Origin of the sequence: Rhizobium bangladeshense (assembly GCF_001662075.1) — a bacterium.
In the GTDB taxonomy this organism is placed as follows: Bacteria; Pseudomonadota; Alphaproteobacteria; order Rhizobiales; family Rhizobiaceae; genus Rhizobium; species Rhizobium bangladeshense_B.
The window spans coordinates 219,806-239,412 of record NZ_LYPL01000001.1 but is presented as its reverse complement, the minus strand read 5'-3'; the positions used below and the strand labels follow the sequence as shown (position 1 = coordinate 239,412).

23 protein-coding genes, 2 tRNA genes and 1 pseudogene are annotated in these 19,607 nt (G+C 60.6%); 18 read left to right on the top strand and 8 right to left on the bottom strand.

What is annotated here, in order from left to right:
• Positions 1 to 36 precede the first annotated feature (36 nt).
• Both A7X77_RS01170 and A7X77_RS01165 read right to left on the bottom strand, forming a co-directional pair.
• Positions 37 to 2,097: an ATP-dependent helicase gene (locus tag A7X77_RS01170; RefSeq protein ID WP_064681204.1), complete on the bottom strand. Its 2,061-nt coding sequence runs from the start codon at positions 2,095 to 2,097 to the stop codon at positions 37 to 39.
• Positions 2,098 to 2,200: 103 nt separating this feature from the next.
• Positions 2,201 to 2,467, bottom strand: a complete 267-nt coding sequence (locus A7X77_RS01165) for a hypothetical protein (protein WP_064681674.1) — start codon at positions 2,465 to 2,467, stop codon at positions 2,201 to 2,203.
• A 177-nt stretch (positions 2,468 to 2,644) separates the two neighbouring features.
• Between A7X77_RS01165 and A7X77_RS01160 the strand changes: the two genes are divergently transcribed.
• Positions 2,645 to 2,905: a BON domain-containing protein gene (locus A7X77_RS01160; RefSeq protein ID WP_064681203.1), complete on the top strand. Its 261-nt coding sequence runs from the start codon at positions 2,645 to 2,647 to the stop codon at positions 2,903 to 2,905.
• Between the two features lie 57 nt (positions 2,906 to 2,962).
• Positions 2,963 to 3,226 carry a hypothetical protein gene (locus A7X77_RS01155; RefSeq protein ID WP_064681673.1) on the top strand — a complete coding sequence of 88 codons (264 nt, stop codon included), beginning with the start codon at positions 2,963 to 2,965 and terminating at the stop codon, positions 3,224 to 3,226.
• A 225-nt stretch (positions 3,227 to 3,451) separates the two neighbouring features.
• Here A7X77_RS01155 and A7X77_RS01150 read toward each other — a convergent pair whose 3' ends face one another.
• A complete protein-coding gene (locus tag A7X77_RS01150) occupies positions 3,452 to 3,694 on the bottom strand; it encodes a DUF982 domain-containing protein (RefSeq protein ID WP_064681202.1) in 243 nt (80 codons plus the stop codon).
• A 426-nt stretch (positions 3,695 to 4,120) separates the two neighbouring features.
• Between A7X77_RS01150 and A7X77_RS01145 the strand changes: the two genes are divergently transcribed.
• Positions 4,121 to 4,897, top strand: a complete 777-nt coding sequence (locus A7X77_RS01145) for a hypothetical protein (protein WP_064681201.1) — start codon at positions 4,121 to 4,123, stop codon at positions 4,895 to 4,897.
• A gap of 258 nt (positions 4,898 to 5,155) precedes the next feature.
• Here the strand turns inward: A7X77_RS01145 and A7X77_RS01140 are convergent.
• A tRNA-Thr gene (locus A7X77_RS01140) sits at positions 5,156 to 5,230 on the bottom strand.
• 155 nt (positions 5,231 to 5,385) lie between these two features.
• On the opposite strand from A7X77_RS01140, the gene A7X77_RS01135 reads away from it, so the two are divergent.
• The 10 genes from A7X77_RS01135 to A7X77_RS01090 all read left to right on the top strand — a co-directional run bounded on the left by A7X77_RS01135 (position 5,386) and on the right by A7X77_RS01090 (position 11,320).
• Positions 5,386 to 5,580: a hypothetical protein gene (locus A7X77_RS01135; protein WP_009996058.1), complete on the top strand. Its 195-nt coding sequence runs from the start codon at positions 5,386 to 5,388 to the stop codon at positions 5,578 to 5,580.
• Positions 5,581 to 5,672: 92 nt separating this feature from the next.
• Positions 5,673 to 6,965, top strand: a complete 1,293-nt coding sequence (murA, locus tag A7X77_RS01130) for a UDP-N-acetylglucosamine 1-carboxyvinyltransferase (RefSeq protein ID WP_064681200.1) — start codon at positions 5,673 to 5,675, stop codon at positions 6,963 to 6,965.
• Positions 6,966 to 7,060: 95 nt separating this feature from the next.
• Positions 7,061 to 7,492 (top strand): DUF2948 family protein, encoded by a 432-nt coding sequence (locus A7X77_RS01125; protein ID WP_064681199.1) that lies wholly within the window; start codon positions 7,061 to 7,063, stop codon positions 7,490 to 7,492.
• A gap of 52 nt (positions 7,493 to 7,544) precedes the next feature.
• A complete protein-coding gene (gene hisD / locus A7X77_RS01120; RefSeq protein ID WP_064681198.1) occupies positions 7,545 to 8,843 on the top strand; it encodes a histidinol dehydrogenase in 1,299 nt (432 codons plus the stop codon).
• A 4-nt stretch (positions 8,844 to 8,847) separates the two neighbouring features.
• Entirely contained in the window at positions 8,848 to 9,321 is a 474-nt protein-coding gene (locus tag A7X77_RS01115) for a UPF0262 family protein (protein ID WP_064681197.1), read from the top strand.
• Positions 9,318 to 9,803: a low molecular weight phosphatase family protein gene (locus tag A7X77_RS01110; protein WP_170964841.1), complete on the top strand. Its 486-nt coding sequence runs from the start codon at positions 9,318 to 9,320 to the stop codon at positions 9,801 to 9,803. Before A7X77_RS01115 ends, A7X77_RS01110 begins: the two co-directional genes overlap by 4 nt.
• Positions 9,804 to 9,926: 123 nt before the next feature.
• A complete protein-coding gene (gene infA, locus A7X77_RS01105; protein ID WP_003545338.1) occupies positions 9,927 to 10,145 on the top strand; it encodes a translation initiation factor IF-1 in 219 nt (72 codons plus the stop codon).
• A 54-nt stretch (positions 10,146 to 10,199) separates the two neighbouring features.
• Positions 10,200 to 10,820, top strand: a complete 621-nt coding sequence (locus A7X77_RS01100; protein WP_012482617.1) for a Maf-like protein — start codon at positions 10,200 to 10,202, stop codon at positions 10,818 to 10,820.
• 32 nt (positions 10,821 to 10,852) lie between these two features.
• Positions 10,853 to 11,065 carry a DNA gyrase inhibitor YacG gene (gene yacG / locus A7X77_RS01095; protein WP_064681195.1) on the top strand — a complete coding sequence of 71 codons (213 nt, stop codon included), beginning with the start codon at positions 10,853 to 10,855 and terminating at the stop codon, positions 11,063 to 11,065.
• A 179-nt stretch (positions 11,066 to 11,244) separates the two neighbouring features.
• Positions 11,245 to 11,320 (top strand) — tRNA-Phe (locus A7X77_RS01090).
• A 202-nt stretch (positions 11,321 to 11,522) separates the two neighbouring features.
• On the opposite strand, the gene A7X77_RS01085 is transcribed toward A7X77_RS01090, so the two are convergent.
• Positions 11,523 to 12,344 (bottom strand): hypothetical protein, encoded by an 822-nt coding sequence (locus tag A7X77_RS01085; RefSeq protein WP_064681194.1) that lies wholly within the window; start codon positions 12,342 to 12,344, stop codon positions 11,523 to 11,525.
• 768 nt (positions 12,345 to 13,112) lie between these two features.
• On the opposite strand from A7X77_RS01085, the pseudogene A7X77_RS31850 reads away from it, so the two are divergent.
• The 5 genes and pseudogenes from A7X77_RS31850 to A7X77_RS01060 form a co-directional block, all read left to right on the top strand.
• Positions 13,113 to 13,292 (top strand): annotated as a pseudogene (locus A7X77_RS31850) (SAM-dependent methyltransferase); the annotation flags it as partial.
• A gap of 251 nt (positions 13,293 to 13,543) precedes the next feature.
• Entirely contained in the window at positions 13,544 to 13,831 is a 288-nt protein-coding gene (locus tag A7X77_RS01075; protein ID WP_064681192.1) for a BufA1 family periplasmic bufferin-type metallophore, read from the top strand.
• 61 nt (positions 13,832 to 13,892) lie between these two features.
• Complete coding sequence (bufB, locus tag A7X77_RS01070) at positions 13,893 to 14,780, top strand: MNIO family bufferin maturase (protein WP_064681191.1); 888 nt, start codon at positions 13,893 to 13,895, stop codon at positions 14,778 to 14,780.
• 2 nt (positions 14,781 to 14,782) lie between these two features.
• Positions 14,783 to 15,559 (top strand): HvfC/BufC N-terminal domain-containing protein, encoded by a 777-nt coding sequence (locus tag A7X77_RS01065; protein ID WP_064681190.1) that lies wholly within the window; start codon positions 14,783 to 14,785, stop codon positions 15,557 to 15,559.
• Positions 15,556 to 16,047, top strand: a complete 492-nt coding sequence (locus tag A7X77_RS01060) for a DoxX family protein (protein ID WP_156668065.1) — start codon at positions 15,556 to 15,558, stop codon at positions 16,045 to 16,047. Before A7X77_RS01065 ends, A7X77_RS01060 begins: the two co-directional genes overlap by 4 nt.
• A 34-nt stretch (positions 16,048 to 16,081) precedes the next feature.
• Here the strand turns inward: A7X77_RS01060 and A7X77_RS01055 are convergent, their stop codons facing one another.
• The 3 genes from A7X77_RS01055 to A7X77_RS01045 form a co-directional block, all read right to left on the bottom strand.
• Positions 16,082 to 17,338, bottom strand: a complete 1,257-nt coding sequence (locus A7X77_RS01055) for an arsenic transporter (protein WP_064681189.1) — start codon at positions 17,336 to 17,338, stop codon at positions 16,082 to 16,084.
• 162 nt (positions 17,339 to 17,500) lie between these two features.
• Positions 17,501 to 18,835: an ATP-binding protein gene (locus A7X77_RS01050; protein WP_064681188.1), complete on the bottom strand. Its 1,335-nt coding sequence runs from the start codon at positions 18,833 to 18,835 to the stop codon at positions 17,501 to 17,503.
• A gap of 169 nt (positions 18,836 to 19,004) precedes the next feature.
• Positions 19,005 to 19,340 carry a hypothetical protein gene (locus tag A7X77_RS01045; RefSeq protein WP_156668064.1) on the bottom strand — a complete coding sequence of 112 codons (336 nt, stop codon included), beginning with the start codon at positions 19,338 to 19,340 and terminating at the stop codon, positions 19,005 to 19,007.
• Positions 19,341 to 19,607 lie beyond the last annotated feature (267 nt).

The following is a 19,607-nucleotide window of genomic DNA, read 5'->3' as shown; positions in this document are numbered from 1 at the left end:
AACGGCGTCGCATAGAGCCGATCTATGCGACGCATTCTATCGCCACATCCCGCGCATGCGGGCGCCGACATCGATGCGCACCTGGCGCGCCTGCGCTTGGGCGGCGGCTTCCGATTTCACCTGCGGCCAGCTGCAGGCCTCGAAGAACTGCAGCAGGGTGGCGGGAATGAAGCGGCTGCGCGAGGCATAGACGTGCCGGTCGCCCTGCGCATTCTGCCCATAGGTGAAGAAGCGCTGCGGCACGAGGAGGTCGAGGCCGTCGCGGGCGCGCGTCATCGCCACATAGAGCAGCCGGCGTTCTTCCTCGATCTCGGCGGTGGCGCCGACGGCAAGATCGCTCGGAATACAGCCGTCGACCACGTTGAGCATGAAAACCCTCGTCCATTCCTGGCCCTTGGCCGAGTGGATGGTCGACAGGATGAGATAGTCCTCGTCGAGCAGCGGCACGCCGGCTTGGTCGCTGGTCGCATCTGGCGGATCAAGGGTGAGTTCGGTGAGGAAACGCTCGCGCGAGGCATAACCGCCGGCAATCTGCTCGAGCTGCAGGAGATCGGCCTGCCGCGTCGTCGCGTCCTCATGCAGCCGTTCCAGATGCGGCGCGTACCATTGCCGCGCCAGCTCGATTTCCGCCGGCCAGCCGGCCTTGCCGGATTTCATCTCCTGCAGCATGGAAACGAAACCCGCCCAGTCCTCGCCGGAGCGCGGCGGCGCCGGCATGGCGGCGAGCGCCGACAGCGGGCTCGCATCCTCGGCCATCAGGTCGAGCGCCTTCTGCGCCGTCGACGGCCCGACGCCCGGCAGGATCTGCATCAGCCGGAAACCCGCCACCCGGTCGCGCGGGTTCTGCGCGAAGCGAAGGGCTGCCAGCATGTCCTTGACATGGGCGCTGTCGAGAAATTTCAGCCCGCCGAACTTGACGAAGGGTATGTTGCGCCGGGTCAGCTCGACCTCCAGCGGCCCGCTGTGATGCGAAGCACGGAAGAGCACCGCCTGCTGCTTGAGCTTGAGGCCCTCTTCGCGATTGTCGAGCACCTTGTCGGCAACGTAACGCGCCTGATCGGCCTCGTCGCGCACCGTGACGAGGCGCGGCCGCTCGGCCGATTGCCGCTCGGTCCAGAGGTTCTTGGTGAAGCGCTCCGAGGCGAGATCGATGACCGCATTGGCGGCTGTCAGGATCGGCTGCGTCGAGCGATAGTTGCGGTCGAGCGTGACGATATTGGCGGGCGGGCTGAAGGCGGCGGGAAAATCGAGGATATTGCGCACCGTCGCCGCACGGAAGGAATAGATCGACTGCGCATCGTCGCCGACGACGGTGAGCCCCCGGCCTGCGGGCTTCAGCGCCATCAGGATCGAGGCCTGCAGCCGATTGGTGTCCTGATATTCGTCGACCAGCACATGGTCGAAGCGGCTGCCGATATCCTCGGCAATCACGCTCTCGCCGACCATCTGCGCCCAGTAGAGCAAGAGGTCGTCGTAATCGAGCACGTTCTGGCTCTGCTTGGCCTCAACATAACAGGCGAACAGCTCGCGCAGCTGTTTTTCCCACGCCGCGCACCAGGGAAAGGCGTCGCGCAGCACCTGGTCGAGCGCCGTCTCCGAATTCACCGCCCTGCTATAAATGGCAAGGCAGGTGCCCTTGGCCGGAAAGCGGCTTTCCGTCTTGGAGAAGCCGAGATCGTGCCGGATGAGGTTCATCAAGTCGGCGCTGTCTTCGCGGTCGTGAATGGTGAAATCGGCGTCGAGGCCGATCTGCTGGGCATATTCGCGTAGCAGCCTGGCGCCGATACCGTGGAAGGTGCCGGACCAATGAAGCGCATCGGTCATGACGCCGGCCTTCGAACCGAGCACGTCGCGGCAGATGCGCTCGACGCGCCGCGCCATCTCGGCGGCGGCCCGGCGTGAAAAGGTCATCAGCAGGATGCGGCGGGGATCGGCGCCCTTGACGATCAGATGGGCGACCCGATGCGCCAAGGTATTCGTCTTGCCGGAACCGGCGCCGGCGATGACCAGCAGCGGCCCGGCAATGTGGCTGCCGTCGGTGAGCGTGCCGTGCTCGACGGCCATGCGCTGCTGGGGATTGAGCTTTTCGAGATACATCCAGCCGTCCGGTCGGGCTCCCGCAGAATCACTGCGAGAAAGATTAGATGTTCCTTGAATGTTCGCGATTTCAGCCGCTGTCAAGCCTGTAACGGCGCAAGTCTCATTCGGGGAAATCGGGCCCCACCACGCGCCGGACCAGCTTCAGGCTGCGGTCCGGCTGAAGAATATAGGTTTCCTCCACGCGCTGGCCGCTCTCGTTATAGAACTGATTGTAGACGGCGCTGCCGACCGGCGATTTGGTGAGCTTCGTCCGCGGCTGGCCGCCATAGGTGATGCTACCGGGAATGGGTTCCAGCGCCGGGCTGTCGGCCGAGGAGCAGCCGGCCAGCAATGCTGCGGCAAACAAGGCGGGCATCAGCACTTTCATCGTCGTCATTCCTCTTTCGACTGCAGCCAGATATGGAAGCCGCAGCAGTTTTCGCCAAGGGTGGGTCAAATCTGGTCCGCAGAAATCACGCGCGAATACCCCGTCGAGACCGGCGGACCGCAACGAAAGCCCCGTTGCCACGTTAACCTGGATATACCAACCTCAGGAGACGCTTAAGTGATCGGGTTTCCTGTATTCCCAGACCATGACGAGCCCGGCCGGCAGGGCCATGGCGAGGCGGCGACACGCGCTTCGGTCGAGAGCGCCCTCCATGCCGCCGATGATCTCGACGCTGAGGAAATCACCGTCAGCATGCTTGGTTCCCATGTCATCCTCGAAGGTTTCGTGCACCGGCACGGCGATGTCGAACGGGCGGTCGAGATCGCCGAAAGCGTCGTCGGCCGAGGCTATGTGCATAGCCGCCTGTTGCGGCGCTGAGGGAACCAAGTGAGCCCCCGCGTGTTGAAATGCCGGATCGAAACGCTGGAGACCATCATGCAGACGCTTCCTCGCCTCTGGGCAACGACCTTGATTATCGGTTGCGGTGTCTTTGCCGGCTCTGCCTATGCCTCGCTCGAAACCGGCACGAACTATTCCGCGCTTCCGAAGGACCAGGTCGCGCTCAACGAATATACCGAAACGGCCGCCTGCCAGCCGGCAGAGCCGCACTATCTGCCGTCCTTCATCCGCACGGGCGACGGCACGATCATCGGTGTCGGTTATGTTGAGGTGGAGAGTGAGAGCGGCACAGCCTGCTGAAAATCGGGTTCGCCTGAACGAGGCTCGCCGGCGTTTCGGGTGACGAGCCTCTGACCATCATCATGATGGCTGGGTGTTTTCTATCGAAACAGCAGTCTGAGGCGCAACGCCTTTTGCGCCAAAACCCGGCACCTGCTCGATGCAGGGTTAAGTGAAAATTAAACAATGTATCGTTCCGGCACGCATAGGCGAACAAACCAATAACGTCCGGAGGTCCTTGCCGTGCTAGTGCAGCTTCAGCTGCGCCTCTTCAGCCGCGGCCAGGAATTCGGCTCTTGCCTCCTCCACGCTCTTGCGACCGTCGAGCGCGGCCCGGCAGGTGCTGCGAGCCTTTATATAATGAAGTCCGCGCGAAGTCGGCCAGAAATCCGCCAGGCATTTCAAGGCATCGAACGGCCCAGTGACCGTTCGCGCATCGGCTCCTTCGAAACCGACCGTGACCGGGCTGTTCCATCGTTCAGTTGCCATCGATACTCCTCCACGATTGTCGACAGAAACAGGTGCTGCGCCTCTCTATTCTCAGGAGGGACGCCGCCATGATAGCCATTCTAGCGCGATTTTTGCGGTCAACAATGGTGAATCGTTCATTGCCGATGAGGTGGAATCTCAGCTTGAGGAGGCGGATTGCCGGGGCGTGCACGCCAGGAGGAGTTTTGAGCAGCAGATAAGTTGTAAGGCGCTTGCGCCCTGCTACCGCTACCATTCTCGGGAAAGCTGAGGGGCTCCGACATGGGTTAAGATCGCAAATTGATCCGGGCTGCTTTTTCTGCGGGGCGCTGGTGGTGCCGGCTCTCACTCACGGCGCAGAGATATCCGCTGACCGGGGAATGCAGCCTCCGTTGCATAAGGCGACTCTGCAGGAAATCGATAACTGCGTCTAAAGGACATCCGTAAATGGGGGCCAGCAAAACACGAAAGCGACACTTCCTGAGTGAAAACCCGCTTTGCTTCTTCTGTGGCAACGAATCAAAAACAATCGACCATGTCCCGTCTCGGCAGTGTTTCAGGAACCGCGTCTGGCCGGAAGGTTACGAATTCCCAGCTTGCGAGGCTTGCAACAATGGCGCCGGCCCGCTCGAGCAGGTTGTCGCGCTTTATCTCCTAATGGGAAACCACGATGGAGAACAACAAACTATACAATTTCAGAAGCTCATAGCTGGCGTCCGCAATAATGCGCCGCGGTACCTTCCTAAAATCGATATGTCAGCAAACGCAAAGAAGCCGGCGCTTACATTGTATAATTTCGAGCATCCGGCTGACGAACCAGTAGCCAACGCGCCAATCGTTGAGCTGCCCAATGAGAACCGTGTCGCTTTCGAAGCTTTTGAACGTCGGCTTACATGTGCGCTGTATTACATGCACATGGGAGAAGTGATGCCAATGACGCACATGATCAGGACATATCGACTGCAGGCCATCCAGAAAAGCGCAGACGACCTCATCCGCACAGCCGCGCCAATGCTCCCAAATGACATTAAGACAAAACGCCAGAACACGGATATTGGAGATCAGTTTTTCTATAACTGGTATGGCGACCCGAGCACAAAAATGTTTGTCTTTCTAGCTCAGTTCTCGCTGTCGTTTATATTTATCGGGGTGTCATGTCGTCCTGAGGACATGACTGGTGGCGAAGATTACCGGCCGCACTCAGATGATCTCGTTGGAAATTAGCCAATTAGCTGCGTGGAACGCATCTCGTGACGGCGCCGGGCATCCCGCACATGACCGTAGCCATTGCAGCACCCACTACTTATTCAAATCATTTGGCGACCATTCGCGCGTTCCTGAATGATTTCATGCCGTGCCGAACGAATGCAATTACACGGGCGGGCGAGGTCACTTTACAATTTAAATGCGGCTGAGCGTCGAGCTGCGCAGGGGAGGGCTAGTACCCGGCGGTATCGTTACGGTTCTTTCTTAAAGGAAAACTGGTGCTGCCGAGTGGGATTGAACCACCGACCTCACCCTTACCAAGGGTGTGCTCTACCACTGAGCTACGGCAGCAGGACCAGGACCCGTGCGAGCCGGGCGGCTCAATCGCGGGAACGGGGCGGCTATTGCCACAGCTTGACGACAAGCGCAAGCCGCAAATTCCAACTTCGCGTGGATTGCGATGCGGGGGACTTTTGGATCGGCGCGAATTCGGTTAATTCTGTGACATGAACGACAAGACCGAAACCGGCCACCAGAGCCGCAAAGAGGCAATCGAGGCACAGGCGAAGCTGCGCCGCGAGCGCGCTGCCGAAAAGCTCAGGGAAAATCTTTCACGGCGCAAACAGCAGGTGCGCGCCCGCCGTTCCGGCCAGGCCGACGAAACAAATGGGCTGCCCGCCGCAAAAATGGACGAATCGTAATGTTCCGTCCGGCACGAATTGAAGCCTCTTAAGAAATCCCCTAAACACCCTCACTCCTCTTTCAAGCCAGAACTTTCAGGAAGTAAGCGCACATGGATCGTATCAGAATCGTCGGCGGTAATGAGCTGAATGGCATCATTCAGATTTCCGGCGCCAAGAATGCCGCACTGCCGCTGATGATCGCCTCGCTTCTGACCAGCGACACGCTGACGCTGGAAAACGTGCCGCATCTGGCCGATGTCGAACTTCTGATGCGCATCCTCGGCAATCATGGCGTCGATGTCGCTGTCAACGGCCGCCGCGAGCGCCAGGAGGATTCCTACGCCCGCACGATCCATTTCACCTGCCGCACCATCGTGGATACCACCGCTTCCTATGAACTGGTCTCGAAGATGCGCGCCTCCTTCTGGGTCATCGGGCCGCTCTTGGCGCGCGAAGGCCATTGCCGCGTGTCGCTGCCGGGCGGCTGCGCCATCGGCACGCGCCCGGTCGATCTCTTCATCGAAGGCCTGACGGCGCTCGGTGCGACCATGGAGATCGACGCCGGTTACATCAACGCCAGGGCCCCGGACGGCGGCCTGATCGGCGCGCGCTACACCTTCCCGAAGGTTTCGGTCGGCGCCACCCATGTGATGATGATGGCGGCAACGCTTGCCCGCGGCACGACCGTTATCGGCAATGCCGCCCGTGAGCCCGAAGTCGTCGACCTCGCCAACTGCCTGAACGCCATGGGCGCCAAGATCTCCGGCGCCGGTACCGCGACCATCACCATCGAAGGCGTCACTTCGCTCTCCGGCGCCCGCCACCGCGTCCTGCCGGATCGCATCGAAACCGGCACCTATGCCATGGCCGTCGCCATGGCCGGCGGCGACGTCGTGCTGGAAAATACCGATGTGTCGCTGCTCGAAACCGCGCTGGAAACGCTGCGCCGCGCCGGCGCCGATATCTCCGCGACCAACAACGGCATGCGCGTCAAGCGCAACGGCGGCGGCATCAAGCCGGTCGATATCGTCACCGACCCCTTCCCGGGTTTCCCGACCGACCTGCAGGCGCAGTTCATGGCGCTGATGACGCGTTCCTCCGGCATCTCGCACGTCACCGAGACCATCTTCGAAAACCGCTTCATGCACGTGCAGGAGCTTGCCCGGCTCGGCGCCCGGATCACGCTCTCCGGCCAGACGGCGAAGATCGAGGGTGTCCAGCGCCTGCGCGGCGCGCCTGTTATGGCAACCGATCTGCGCGCTTCCGTTTCGCTCGTCATCGCCGGCCTTGCCGCCGAGGGCGAAACCACGGTCTCCCGCGTCTATCACCTCGACCGCGGTTTCGAGCGGCTCGAGGAGAAGCTGACCCGCTGCGGCGCCGTCGTTCAGCGCATCAGCGAGTGAGCCTGGTTCATCCCGGTTGCGTAATCCGTCGCAGCATCCTATTTCCCTTGTCTGACGCATCGCCATTCCGGCGGTGCCTGCTGGGATCAGACTGAATGACCGACCTGAAGCTTGTTGCGCTCGATGACGAGGACCTCGCGATCATTTCCGCGCATATGCAGGATAGCGTCTTCAAGGTCGGCGACATCGACTGGTCGCCGCGCGGTGCCCAGTTCGCGCTTGCCGCCAATCGCTTCGTCTGGGAAAGTGCCGTGCGCAAGCGCAGAGGTTTCGAGCGCCGCCGCGCTGCCTTGGTCTTCAAGCGGGTGCTGGCCGTCCGTTCGCTCGGCATCGACCGTGGCGAGCGAGATGAAGTGCTGTCGCTCCTGGCGTTGCGCTTCGAGAAGAAGGGCGAGGGGCCGGATGGCACGGTCGAGCTGGCGCTGTCGGGCAACGCCTCGATTGCGCTCGATGTCGAATGCATCGAGGCCCAGATGGCCGATATCGGCGGCGCATGGCAGGCGGCTTCCAAGCCGCGCCACCCCTGAACGGCGCCAGACGTTTGAATTTGCGGTTTCGAGTTGAGAAGGAATATCGGCTTTGGCAATCTGGCTGGATCAGGCATCGCAAGGGTTCGAGCAGCATTTCGCCGCTTTCCTGACGACGAAGCGCGAAGTCTCCGAGGATGTGAACGCCGTTGCGCGCGCCATTATCGATGACGTCAGGGCCCGCGGCGATGTGGCGCTTGCCGAATATTCGCTGAAATTCGACGGCATCGATTTCGCCGCCGTGCCGATGCGCGTCACACCCGAAGAGATCGACGCCGCCGTCGAGGCGGTGCCGTCGGAAGTGCTGGGCGCGCTGAAGCTCGCGGCGTTGCGCATCGAATCCCATCATCGCCGGCAGCTGCCGAAGGACGATATCTACGAGGACGATCTCGGCGTCCGTCTCGGCTCGCGCTGGACGGCGATCGAGGCGGTCGGGCTCTACGTCCCGGGCGGCACCGCGAGCTATCCGAGCTCGGTGCTGATGAATGCCGTGCCGGCCAAGGTGGCCGGCGTCGACCGTATCGTCATCGCCGTTCCGGCCACCGGCGGCGCGGTCAATCGGGCGGTGCTCGCCGCCGCCAGGCTTGCCGGCGTGACCGAGATCTACCGCATCGGCGGCGCCCAGGCGATCGCCGCTCTCGCCTATGGCACCGAGACGATCGCTCCGGTCGCCAAGATCACCGGTCCCGGCAACGCCTATGTCGCCGCCGCCAAGCGCCACGTCTTCGGCACAGTCGGCATCGATATGATCGCCGGCCCTTCCGAGGTGCTGGTCATTGCCGACAAGGACAACAATCCCGATTGGATCGCCGCCGATCTTTTGGCCCAGGCAGAGCACGATGCCAGCGCCCAGGCGATCCTGATCACCGATGATGTCGAATTCGGCAAGGCGGTGGAGAAGGCGGTCGAACGGCAGCTGAAGACGCTGAACCGTGCGGAGACGGCGGCGGCCAGCTGGCGCGATTTCGGCGCCGTCATCCTGGTTGCCGATCTGAAGCAGGCCATTCCGCTCGCAAACCGCATCGCCGCCGAGCATCTCGAGCTTGCCGTCGCCGATCCGGACCGCCTGCTCGACGGCATCCGCAATGCCGGCGCGATCTTCATCGGTGCCCATACGCCCGAAGTGATCGGCGATTATGTCGGCGGTTCGAACCATGTGCTGCCGACGGCGCGTTCGGCGCGCTTCTCCTCCGGTCTTTCGGTGCTCGATTTCGTCAAGCGCACCTCGATCCTGCGCCTCGGGCCGGGTGAACTGCGCACCCTCGGCCCGGCGGCGATCGCGCTGGCGGTCTGCGAAGGTCTCGACGCCCATGCGCGATCGGTTGCGATCCGCCTCAACCTCGAAAGGTGAGGGCATGGCGGCGGGCGATTTCCGGCTTTGCGACGTCGTCCTGGACGATACGATCGGCCGTTCGACGCCTGATGTCGAGCATGAACGCGCCGTCGCCATCTTCGACCTGATCGAGGAGAACAGATTTGCGCCGATCGGCCATGCCGGCGGGCCTTACCGGCTGAACATCTCGCTGGTCGATTCGAAGCTGGTCTTCGCCATCACCACGGAAGATGGCGGCAATGTCGCCACCCATATCCTGTCGCTCACGCCCTTCCGGCGGATCGTCAAGGATTATTTCATGATCTGCGAGAGCTATTATGAAGCGATCCGTTCGGCCACACCAAGTCGCATCGAGGCAATCGATATGGGCCGGCGCGGCATCCACAACGAGGGGTCGCAGACGCTGAAGGACAGGCTGACGGGCAAGATCGAGATCGATTTCGACACCGCCCGGCGGCTGTTCACGCTGGTCTGCGTGCTCTACTGGCGGGGATGACGGCAATGGAGCTCGCCGCCGACGTCGAGGAGGGAAAGAGGCCGGGCGCCATCCTCTTCATGTGCGGGCTGAACGCCATCCGCTCGCCGATGGCGGAAATCATTGCCCGTAGCATTCTGCCGTCCAATACCTATATAAGGTCGGCCGGCGTTCGCGCCGGCGAGCGCGATCCTTTCGTCGATGTCGTGCTCGAGGAGATCGGGCTTTCCCTTGGGCGCCGCCAGCCGCAGACGCTGGAAGAGCTCGAGGACGATTATTTCGATCTGATCATCACGCTGTCGCCGCAGGCCCATCACGCCGCGCTGGAGCTGACGCGCTCGAATGCAATCGACGTCGTCTACTGGCCGACCATGGATCCGACGGTTGTCAGCGGAACGCGCGAGCAGATTCTCGAGAGCTATCGCGAGGTCCGCAATCACCTGGCCGGCCTCATCGAAAGCCGGCTGCTGAAAAGAAAAGGCATTGCCGCGCAATCGGCGTGAAAACAAATGACGGAAAGCCCGATCAACAAGGTTCACAAACCCGCCTTGATTGTGTAGTTTCCGCGCAAATTTTCAAGGCGCGCGCTGCGCTGCCTCTTCAACCCACAGGAAGAAAACCACTATATGCCGAAAGAAGAAGTCCTCGAATTCCCGGGAATCGTCACCGAACTTCTGCCGAATGCGACGTTTCGCGTGAAGCTTGAAAACGAACACGAGATCATCGCCCATACCGCCGGCCGCATGCGCAAGAACCGCATCCGCGTTCTCGCCGGCGACAAGGTGCTTGTGGAAATGACGCCCTACGATCTGACCAAGGGCCGCATCACCTACCGTTTCAAGTAAGCTTGCCCAAGGTTCTGCAAGGGTTTTCTCCCGTCTGCCGATGGTCGAGGTTCCATGGCGCTGAAATATAAGCTCATTCTCGCTTCGGGCTCGCCACGTCGCGTTGACTTGCTCAACCAGGCAGGCATCGAGCCTTCGCGCCTGATGCCGATGGATATCGACGAGACGCCGAAGAAGTCGGAGCACCCGCGCTCGCTCGCCCGCAGGCTTTCGGCCGAGAAGGCGGAAGCCGCCCTTGCCGCCATCAAGGGCGATATCACCTGGAAGGGCAGCTATATCCTCTCCGCCGACACGGTGGTCGCCGTTGGCCGGCGCATTCTCGGCAAGGCCGAGTTTGCCGACGAGGCGTTGAGTTCGCTGCATCTTTTGTCGGGGCGCAACCATCTCGTTTATACCGGCGTTTGCCTGGTGACGCCGGATCGCAAGATCCGCCAGAAGATCGTCGAGACCAAGGTCCGCTTCAAGCGCCTCTCCGGTTTCGAGATCGAAAACTACCTGGCGTCGGGCCAGTGGCGCGGCAAGGCGGGCGCCTACGGCATCCAGGGCCTCGCCGGCACCTTCGTGCAGAAGATGGTGGGCTCCTACACCAATGTCGTCGGCCTGCCGCTTTATGAAACCATTGTGCTTCTGACCGGCGAAGGCTTCGATGTGCACAGCCGGTGGCCCGAGGCCTGAGCTCGCGGCCGACGCCATAGGACGAACCGATCATGCCCGAAGACAGCAAAGCCGCCGCCAAGATCGAACCGCTGCGCAAGACTCGCCCTTGCCCAGAATGCGGCAAGCCGTCGAATCGCGAACATTATCCCTTCTGCTCCAACCGCTGCCGCGAGGTCGATCTCTCCCGGTGGCTGACCGGCTCCTATGCCATTCCGGTGGCCGATGACGAGACGAAGGCTGATTATCCCGACGAGGAAAACTAGGGAAATCCATCGGCGAAGCTCTTATTTTTCCTCATGAATCGGCAAATCCGGCAAGACCGTCAAAAAAGAGTCATTTGACGCTTGCCATGAGCGAACAAGATGCTATAACCCCGCTCGCTTCCGGGGCGAACCAAGGCTCCACGGTTCTTTTTCAAAAAAGCACCATCGGAAGCAGGTTAGCCCAGGTAGCTCAGTTGGTAGAGCAGCGGATTGAAAATCCGCGTGTCACTGGTTCGATTCCGGTCCTGGGCACCACACTGCCTCCTAAACCAGCCTCAAATGCACCATCTCGAAAAGATCCATTGTTTCGAGGGCTTCACTTATGGGCGTGTCCGTCGGCTCAAATCACCTCGAGGCCGACCGCTCTAAGCGGCCTGTCCAACGAAAGAGCGGAAACAGGCGCGGCCGCGCTCTCTGCATCGATTCCGTATTTCCCGCGGAAGCGCCACCCGAGCCTCTACTCAATGTTCGCCATAACCTCGGAGATGACGGAGAATTTCGCGGCCTGCCACCGTCTGTAGTCGAGCACGAATTTGGCCGAAATCCAACAATCTCCGCTTTTTTGGGAGGTCTCCCACCCTAGCAATCCTTGCTTTTGCGCGGCCGCAAGCAATCTGCCGGCGTGGCTGCGGGAAATTACAAATTCGGCCGCGGTCAGTCGTGCGGAAACGTCGCCCACCCAGGTGCGCTGTTCCAAGAACGGTGCCAGTGGCACACGCGCCATAAGGTCATGCAACACATTGCTTCCAGATTCGGATCTCACGAACAGCGCAATGCTTTCGGGAGGACGATACCAATCAGGATGGTGAAACAGCCGGCGTGCGATACGGGGCTGAGCGCGATACAGAATTGTCTCATCCGCCTCGGACCGCCGATAGCGATCTCCCGCGTCCATGCCGTCCAGGGAGCGAAGATGCCCTTCGAACCATTGCCGAATTAAGGTTTCGGCATAGGCGGTTGCCTGCAACGGGTTGGCGCGCCGATCTGCCGTCTCCACTGGCTCGAACAATTTGTAATACGCCATCTCTTTCAGATGTGAGACTGCGGTGTTATGGCTGGCGATGCGGTTCTCAACCAGAAACTTTGCAAGGTTGGACGCGGTCAATGGCGGGCTGGACAGGTCGAGTTTCCGCTCAAAATGCAATGCCAACGCCGCTTGGCTGAGCAGCCACTTCTGCAGATCGGCCACATAACGCACTATTCTCGGCGCTCTGCGATGGATTGCCAGTAATTCAAAGGCGGATTCGCGGAGAGCTGCGGCAAAGGAGACGTCCGCCATGAGATCTTCCACACTGTAGCTACGGCATCTATTCTGCAATGACTCTGAACGCAAAGAGGTCGACATTTAAAACCGAAGTGTAGGCGACGCTGACTGAGGATAATAAAACCAGCGAATAGACAAAAGTCACGGCAAGAGCCAGTGACTGGCCGCTTTTATCCAAAATCAGCGGACAATTCGACAAGCCTTTAATTGGTCGCTTCAGCCACGCTGCATGGCCCGATTTTTCCAGGTGAACACGGTGTAAAAGAAAGCGCGGTAGAAGCCGCCGTTGTCATTGATGTTGTGATGACTGGCGGGATTGCGATCTGATTAGAGGCTTTGCGTGTACCCGTTCCGAACAGCAAAACGGCGGCAGTGCGAGTGCCGCCGCATAGATTGGATTTGACCGGCGATTATCGCACTATGCTTGCTGATTTCTCCGCGGCTGTAGCACCGTTATCGCTTCCGGCGTTGGTGCCGTCGCTGAGACCCCGTTTCTCCTGGCCATAGCCATTATTGCCCTTGGCGGTCTCTTCTGGTGGGCAATAATCACCCGCATAAGCGGCGCCTCCAACGGCAAGTGCCATCGCGATGCCGAGAGCGAGAGCTAGTTTGCTAGATGTCACCACGTTTCTCCCTGGTAAAGTTGCAACATCGACCAAGATGCACCGCATTGACCGAGGTGTCAGCTTGCCTCTTGTGATAGATCACTCGCCTGAAAAGGCTAAAGCCGCGGCAGTCGGCGCGGAATCTAGTCCGGACGATTGCGCCCGAAGTGGTTGAATGTTTGCGCGCGGCATGGGCTCTTTTACGGGACTCAGCGCCAAAATGCTGGCTGGAGAAATCTCCTGCTGGGGGAAGTCTTTCTAAAAGGTTTTGGACATTGCCGCAGGTCCGGGCCTGTTCGGAATCGAAACTGCGAAGGCCCTTCCGTCGGCGGAGATCGTCGCCGTCGACTGGGCCGCTCGCACGCCATCCATTACACGACAGGGTCTCGTCGTCATTTCCAGGCGAAATCGAGCTGCCCAGATGAAGACCTCAGCAATCATCTTCCGACCTTGCAGGCAAATGGCGTGAGTGCAGCGGTACCGCAGGTGCCCAGAACGCTGATCACTAATTCGTGTTCGCAAAGCCTGTAACAACCGGGGTTGTCAGATCGAAAGAAGCATTACGCGGCCGATGACCGGTCCGCGGACGTTTGCAAGAGGAGACCGTCTATGAACCGTTCCACTCTCACCCTCGCCCTGGCAGGCTCGCTCGCCACTGCGATTTCATCCGCTGCCTTCGCAGCGCCGCTGTCGGCGGAGAAAATGGTAGGCCAAGAGAAATGCTATGGCATCGCCCTCAAGGGGCAGAATGATTGCGCCGCCGGTGCCGGGACGACCTGCGCAGGTACATCCACGATGGATTATCAGGGTAACGCGTGGAAGGCCGTCCCAGCCGGCACTTGCACCAGCATGAATGTCGAGGGGCACATGGGTAAGCTCGAGCCGACCAAAGGCTGATCATGAGCGGAGGCCCGACGCCCGGGCCTCCGCTCTTTCTGCTAAAACCGGGAGAACTGCAATGACCGCTTCAACAACCGGATCCGTCCTCTTGCCTGCGAGAGCCGGCCTCGGCCTCAAACCCGAGCATTACGACGTTATTCTGGCGGATCTGCCCGATGTCGGTTTCTTTGAGGTGCACGCCGAGAATTACATGGGCGCAGGCGGGCCGCCGCATCGCTATCTTGAAGCCATTACCGAACACTACCCGCTTTCGCTGCATGGCGTCGGCCTATCGATCGGCGCGGCGCGTGGGCTCGACAAGGCGCATCTGAAGCGGCTTCGTAGCTTGATTGACCGCTACCGGCCGCAGAGTTTTTCCGAACATCTGGCCTGGTCGACGCATGAAACGGGATTTCTCAACGATTTGTTGCCGTTACCCTACACGGAAGAAACGCTGCTGTGCGTCGTTGACCATGTCGATGAAACACAACAGGCGTTAGGGCGACAAATGCTGCTAGAAAACCCTGCCACCTATGTACTGTTCGCCGACAGTACGATCGACGAAGTGGATTTTCTGGCGACGATCGCGCAGCGAACGGGCTGCGGCCTTTTGCTCGACGTCAACAATGTGATGGTATCGGCTGTGAACCACCGGCTCGATGCTGCCACCTACATTGATCGCTTTCCGGCCGAGCTAGTAGGCGAGATTCACCTTGCCGGTTACGACGAAACAGTCGACGCCGCCGGCGAGCGGCTGCTGATTGATGCGCACGCGACGGAGGTGAAGAGCGACGTGATGACGCTCTACAAGCATACTCTCGCCCGCACCGGGGCACTCCCGACGCTGATTGAATGGGACAACAATGTTCCGGATTTCGCCACGCTGTATTCAGAGGCGAAACGCGCGGATGCTGTGCTCGCCGCCGAAACGTTTCGTCGTAGCGGGCGCCGGCCTCGGGCGGCGTGACGATGGATTTCGCCACCAGCCAAACCGCCTTCGCCGATGCGTTGCTGCGGGCCGACCGGCCAGTGCCGGACGGCATCATCGGCACCCGCGGCAAGCCCGACGCGGCGCGATTTGCCGTATACCGCAACAATGTGTTCGTCGGGCTGACAAAGGCGCTGGCGCAACGCTTTCCCGTAACGGAGAGTCTCGTTGGCCCGGGATTCTTCGTGGCCATGGCGCGGGCCTACGCCCAGGATCACAAGCCGGCCTCGCCGCTGATCATGGAATATGGCGACGACTTTCCGGACTTCGTTGCATTTTTCGAGCCCGCAAGGGCGCTTGCTTATCTGCCCGATGTGGCCCGGCTCGAAGCTGCCTGGACGGCCGCTTACCATGCCGCCGAATGCGTGCCTCTCGATATTGCGGCACTCAGAGCCGTCGCGCCCGAGATACTTTCGGACTTGCGGCTCGTCCGACACCCTTCAGCGCACCTGATCCAATCGAGATTTCCGGTTGGTTCGATCTGGAGCGCGCATCAGCAGGAGGTGGTTTCGCCGGTTTCCGATTGGCGCGGGCAATCGGTCTTGGTCGCCCGGCCAGATCTGTCCGTCAACGTTCATGTCCTACCGCCGCAGGATGCCGTCTTTGCAGCCTCCTTGTTCAACGCCGCCACCCTTGGCGAGGCGGCAGAGGCGGCATTTGCTGCTGCCCCCGGTTTCGATTTCGGAACGGCGCTCGTCGGTCTTGCCGGTCTCGGCGCGTTTAGCGCCATTCAACAGGATAAAGGAAACGACATATGAAAAACGAATTGGCCCCTTCCGACGGCTTTGCTGCTGCCTCCCTTATCACTCGCGCCGACGGCCTGCTCGCATCCGTTCCCCAATCGCTGCCGCTACTGGGACTGCGGTTTGCGCTTGCTATTCCCTTCTTTAAGTCAGGGCTGACAAAATGGGACGGCTTCCTGACGCTTTCATCGGGTGCAAAATATCTCTTCGAGCAGGAGTTCAAGCTCCATGTCTTCGGCAGGGAAATTCCCTACCCCTTTCCTCTGACGATGGCGACTGCAGCCGGAATCGCAGAACTGATTCTGCCAATTCTGTTGATCCTCGGCCTTACCACACGCTTCGCAGCTCTCGGTCTGCTGTTGATGACGGCGATTATCCAGCTCACCATCCCGGACGGCTGGGCCAACTTTCACTTGCCCTGGGCAGCAATGGCGCTGGCACTGGTCGTGTTCGGTGGAGGCAAGATCGCGGTCGATCCGTTTGTCATGTCGCGTCGCAAATGACCCACATTGGCAATAACGAGCGCCTGCAACCGCCTCAAAACAGAAAGAGCGACGCCAGAGACAGAATGAGCGCGGGGAACATGACGACGGTTCCGATCTTCAGAAACGTCCAGGCGCCGATGTGCAGGCCCTCGCGGCGGAGTGCAGACAACCACAAGATCGTCGCCAGCGACCCCGTCACCGACAGGTTGGGGCCAAGATCGACCCCGATGAGCACCGCGCCGGCGATTTTGTCGGAGACGCCGGCCGCCTGCACCACGCTTCCGGCCAGCAGGCCTGCCGGAAGATTGTTGACGAGGTTGCAGATCACGCCGACGAGCAGGCCCGTAATGCCGATCGCCTGAGACTGCGAGGCTGCGGCAAGCGAAGCGAGCTCGGCGGAGAGAAGGCCCGTCAGGCCGGTGCGACCGAGGGACTCGACGATGACGAAGAGGCCCGCCACCAGCGGCAGAACGCTCCAGCTGATGCCCTTGAAGGTCTCCGCCGGGCTTTCGCGCGTCAGCAGGAGCACGATTGCGGTGGTGATGATGCCGGCAACAAAGGTCGGTACGCCGAGGTCGACATGCATGGCCGACGCTGCGACAAGAACGATCGCCGTCAAAAGGATGCCCAATCCAGCCAGGCAGGCGCTGCGGGAGAGTGGCGGGCGCTGTGGGCTTGCCGCAAGCGTGTCTTCCGCCAGAGCGCGCCGCTGCGTCCAATAGAGGCAGACGAAAGTGGCGGCGATCGAAACGATCGACGGCAGCATGAATGTCGACAGCCAGCGCGATAAGGGCGGCATGTCGCCGCCGGCAAAAATCACCAGATTGGCGGGATTGGAGATCGGCAGAACGAAGCTTGCGGCGTTGGCAATGAAGGCGCAGATCAGAAGATAGGGCATCGGGTCCTTCACCCGCGCCGTCCGGCAGGCGGCATAGACGGCCGGCGTCAGCACCACGGCCGTCGCATCATTGGAAAGAAAGACCGTAACCACCACGCCGACCAAATAGACCAGCACGAAAAGCCGCCGGGGCGATCCTTCGGCGTAGGCTGTCGCGATGGCTGCGACCCAGTCGAACAGGCCCTCGCGCCGGGCCAGTTCGGACAGCAGCATCATGCCGATCAGAAAGAGGTAGACATCGCCACCCTTGGCGACGCCGGCGAGTGCGTCATGGGGGCCGACGAGGCGGAACGCGAGCAGGAGAAGGGCGCCGAAAACGGCCCAGATCGCTTCCGGCCATCGAAAGGGGCGGACAACGACCCCCATCGCAGTGAGGCCGGCGATTCCCCAGGTCATGGCATGTTCGGTCATTTACATCTTGTTCGGTTGGTGCGCGGCAGATCAGCCGGCGCGCGGGTGATGACAGGATCTATTGGAATTCGAATACATGTTTGTCCCGCCAGTGACAAATCCGTTGCATGTCGCTTCAGTCCTGATGCGAAGATCGCCCCGGATGCATACAGCGTCGCGCCGTCAGCCTGATATCGAATCCGATGAGGGCAGGTTGATTTCGGCGATCAATCCGCGCGGCGCGGCGTTTTCCAACTTCAGTGTTCCAAGATGGCTTTCGACGATATCCTTCACGATGGAGAGCCCCAAACCGAATCCGCCACGATCGTTACGCGCAGAATCCAGTTTGTAGAACGGCTCCAGGACCTCGGTTTGGAAGGGCGCAGGGATGCCGGGTCCGTCGTCTGTGACGCTGATGCTGACGGCCCGATCTGGTTTGACATGCAGTTCGACATTCACGTGCCGAGCAAATTTGGTGCCGTTGTCTATGAGATTGGCAATAGCGCGTTTCAGCGCGTGAGGTCTGCATGGATAGGCGAAGCGATCAGGTCCCTGGTAGGAAACTGAATAGCCCATATCGGCAAAATCGTTGCAGACGGTGTTTATAAGGCTCGGCAGGTCGGCTCTCAGCTGGTTTTCCTTCGAAGCGTCCTTCCTGAGGTAGACTAAGGTCTCATCGACCATCAGCGCCAAGGCGTCGATGTCAGCCAGCAATGCGGCGCGCAGGGGCGGTTCCGTCGAACGTTCAGCCCGGAGGCGCAGACGCGTCAGCGGTGTTCTCAGATCATGGCTGATGGCGCGCAACATGCGCGTGCGCGCTTCGATCATCCCGCGAACGCGGCTACGCATGTCATTTAACGACTTCGCGAGTGTGCGAACTTCCGGCGGCCCGATTTCATCGAAGGGGCGTTCCGGGCCTCTGTCAGGATCGAGATCACGCGCCGCCTCGGAAAATCGTTGAAGCGGCGAGGCGATCATGCGGCTGCCGTAGAGGGACAACAGAACGACCGGCACGAACATAGCCATGGTTGCGAGCAAATCGCTGATCTCGCGATCGGTTATGCGGGAGTCGGGCACGGCGGGCGGTGGCAGGAAGGCCAGAGCGCGACGCTGATCGATTCCAACAACCAGCACCGGCTGTCGGTCGCCGCCCCGGGCACGCAGCCGGGCTTCGATGCCCGGCGCAAGATTTTTTTGGATTTCGGAGCGAAAGTCGCCTTCCTCCGCCTCGAGTTCGGGGCCTTGCAGGTCCGCTGTGGAGACCTCTTCGACCTGAAGTCCGGTCCTTTTCGCAGCGTCCAGAACGGCGGCCTCTTGATCGGCGGTTTCGGCGGAGCGGATCATGTCGGTGACGAACTCGATGCGCATGGCAACGGCGCGCGCCTGTGAGACGCTTTCAGGCTCCTTGATCGTCAGGTTTTCGCTGATGATGCCGAGGATGGCGAAAACAACAACGGGCGCAACGGCAAGCAGGGCAATCTGCCGGTGGATGGAACCTGCAAAAAAACGCGCCAGCATCGTCAGCCTTTCTGATCGGCGCGGCAACAGCCGATAGCTGCCGGCCTCATTCGCCGCTCGCCTCGCTTCGCCAACCAGCAGACAGCCCGAAGCGGTGCGATCCCTGTCGCGATGGTAGCAAATGTCAGCCGGAATGATGTTTTTTTGTTAACGTTATGCGCGCGGACCCCTAATGCGACTCCGCCAGCGTCTGAACCCGCTCGAGAAAAGCGGCCCTGTCGAATAGCGCAGGCCGTTCGGATGACGCCGCGTCGATGTTGGGCAGCACAAAGGCTTGAATGTTGACCACAGGGAGATTGGAGAGGATCCGCACCTCGCCGATCTTCGAAGTAATGGTGACAATCACTTTGCAAAGGAAACCTTCCAGCGCGTGCTTGAGTTCCGGTAGCGTGCCTGCGCTCCTCACGCCGAAGCCCCTGCTCCGCAGCACTTCGCCGGCAAGATGTGATCCGCGCTGGTCCGGGATGTAGACAAGCACGTGAGGGGCGGGGTTTTTCCCGGTCATCAGTTAATTCCTCTTCGTAGGCCGCGCATGCACAGTAGGAATCTCATTCTGAAAGTGCGTTTCATTATATTAAGAGTTGTTTCTTCCGGGGCCGATGCGTCATCCCGGCACCTCTTTTCACGTCGCCAGACTGATCGGGCCGAATTCGGTCTAGCTCATGCGATGTGCGCCCTTCTGGGAGCGCCAGCTTACGGTTCTGCTATCGGCCTCGGAAACATCTCTTAACAAGACAAAATCCATCCCAAAACGGTTTGCCTGCAGGGTGCT

Excerpts from the sequence above, each read along its gene's own strand:
- infA (WP_003545338.1), top strand. The coding sequence starts at position 9,927 with ATGCCGAAAGAAGAAGTCCTCGAATTCCCGGGAATCGTCACCGAACTT.
- A7X77_RS01060 (WP_156668065.1), top strand. The coding sequence starts at position 15,556 with ATGAAAAACGAATTGGCCCCTTCCGACGGCTTTGCTGCTGCCTCCCTT.
- A7X77_RS01065 (WP_064681190.1), top strand. The coding sequence starts at position 14,783 with ATGGATTTCGCCACCAGCCAAACCGCCTTCGCCGATGCGTTGCTGCGG.
- yacG (WP_064681195.1), top strand. The coding sequence starts at position 10,853 with ATGCCCGAAGACAGCAAAGCCGCCGCCAAGATCGAACCGCTGCGCAAG.
- A7X77_RS01170 (WP_064681204.1), bottom strand. The coding sequence starts at position 2,097 with ATGTATCTCGAAAAGCTCAATCCCCAGCAGCGCATGGCCGTCGAGCAC.
- A7X77_RS01110 (WP_170964841.1), top strand. The coding sequence starts at position 9,318 with ATGACGGCAATGGAGCTCGCCGCCGACGTCGAGGAGGGAAAGAGGCCG.
- A7X77_RS01125 (WP_064681199.1), top strand. The coding sequence starts at position 7,061 with ATGACCGACCTGAAGCTTGTTGCGCTCGATGACGAGGACCTCGCGATC.
- A7X77_RS01100 (WP_012482617.1), top strand. The coding sequence starts at position 10,200 with ATGGCGCTGAAATATAAGCTCATTCTCGCTTCGGGCTCGCCACGTCGC.
- A7X77_RS01155 (WP_064681673.1), top strand. The coding sequence starts at position 2,963 with ATGCAGACGCTTCCTCGCCTCTGGGCAACGACCTTGATTATCGGTTGC.
- A7X77_RS01150 (WP_064681202.1), bottom strand. The coding sequence starts at position 3,694 with ATGGCAACTGAACGATGGAACAGCCCGGTCACGGTCGGTTTCGAAGGA.
- A7X77_RS01050 (WP_064681188.1), bottom strand. The coding sequence starts at position 18,835 with ATGCTGGCGCGTTTTTTTGCAGGTTCCATCCACCGGCAGATTGCCCTG.
- A7X77_RS01115 (WP_064681197.1), top strand. The coding sequence starts at position 8,848 with ATGGCGGCGGGCGATTTCCGGCTTTGCGACGTCGTCCTGGACGATACG.
- A7X77_RS01055 (WP_064681189.1), bottom strand. The coding sequence starts at position 17,338 with ATGACCGAACATGCCATGACCTGGGGAATCGCCGGCCTCACTGCGATG.
- A7X77_RS01165 (WP_064681674.1), bottom strand. The coding sequence starts at position 2,467 with ATGAAAGTGCTGATGCCCGCCTTGTTTGCCGCAGCATTGCTGGCCGGC.
- A7X77_RS01045 (WP_156668064.1), bottom strand. The coding sequence starts at position 19,340 with ATGACCGGGAAAAACCCCGCCCCTCACGTGCTTGTCTACATCCCGGAC.
- murA (WP_064681200.1), top strand. The coding sequence starts at position 5,673 with ATGGATCGTATCAGAATCGTCGGCGGTAATGAGCTGAATGGCATCATT.
- A7X77_RS01145 (WP_064681201.1), top strand. The coding sequence starts at position 4,121 with ATGGGGGCCAGCAAAACACGAAAGCGACACTTCCTGAGTGAAAACCCG.
- bufB (WP_064681191.1), top strand. The coding sequence starts at position 13,893 with ATGACCGCTTCAACAACCGGATCCGTCCTCTTGCCTGCGAGAGCCGGC.
- A7X77_RS01085 (WP_064681194.1), bottom strand. The coding sequence starts at position 12,344 with ATGGCGGACGTCTCCTTTGCCGCAGCTCTCCGCGAATCCGCCTTTGAA.
- A7X77_RS01135 (WP_009996058.1), top strand. The coding sequence starts at position 5,386 with ATGAACGACAAGACCGAAACCGGCCACCAGAGCCGCAAAGAGGCAATC.
- A7X77_RS01075 (WP_064681192.1), top strand. The coding sequence starts at position 13,544 with ATGAACCGTTCCACTCTCACCCTCGCCCTGGCAGGCTCGCTCGCCACT.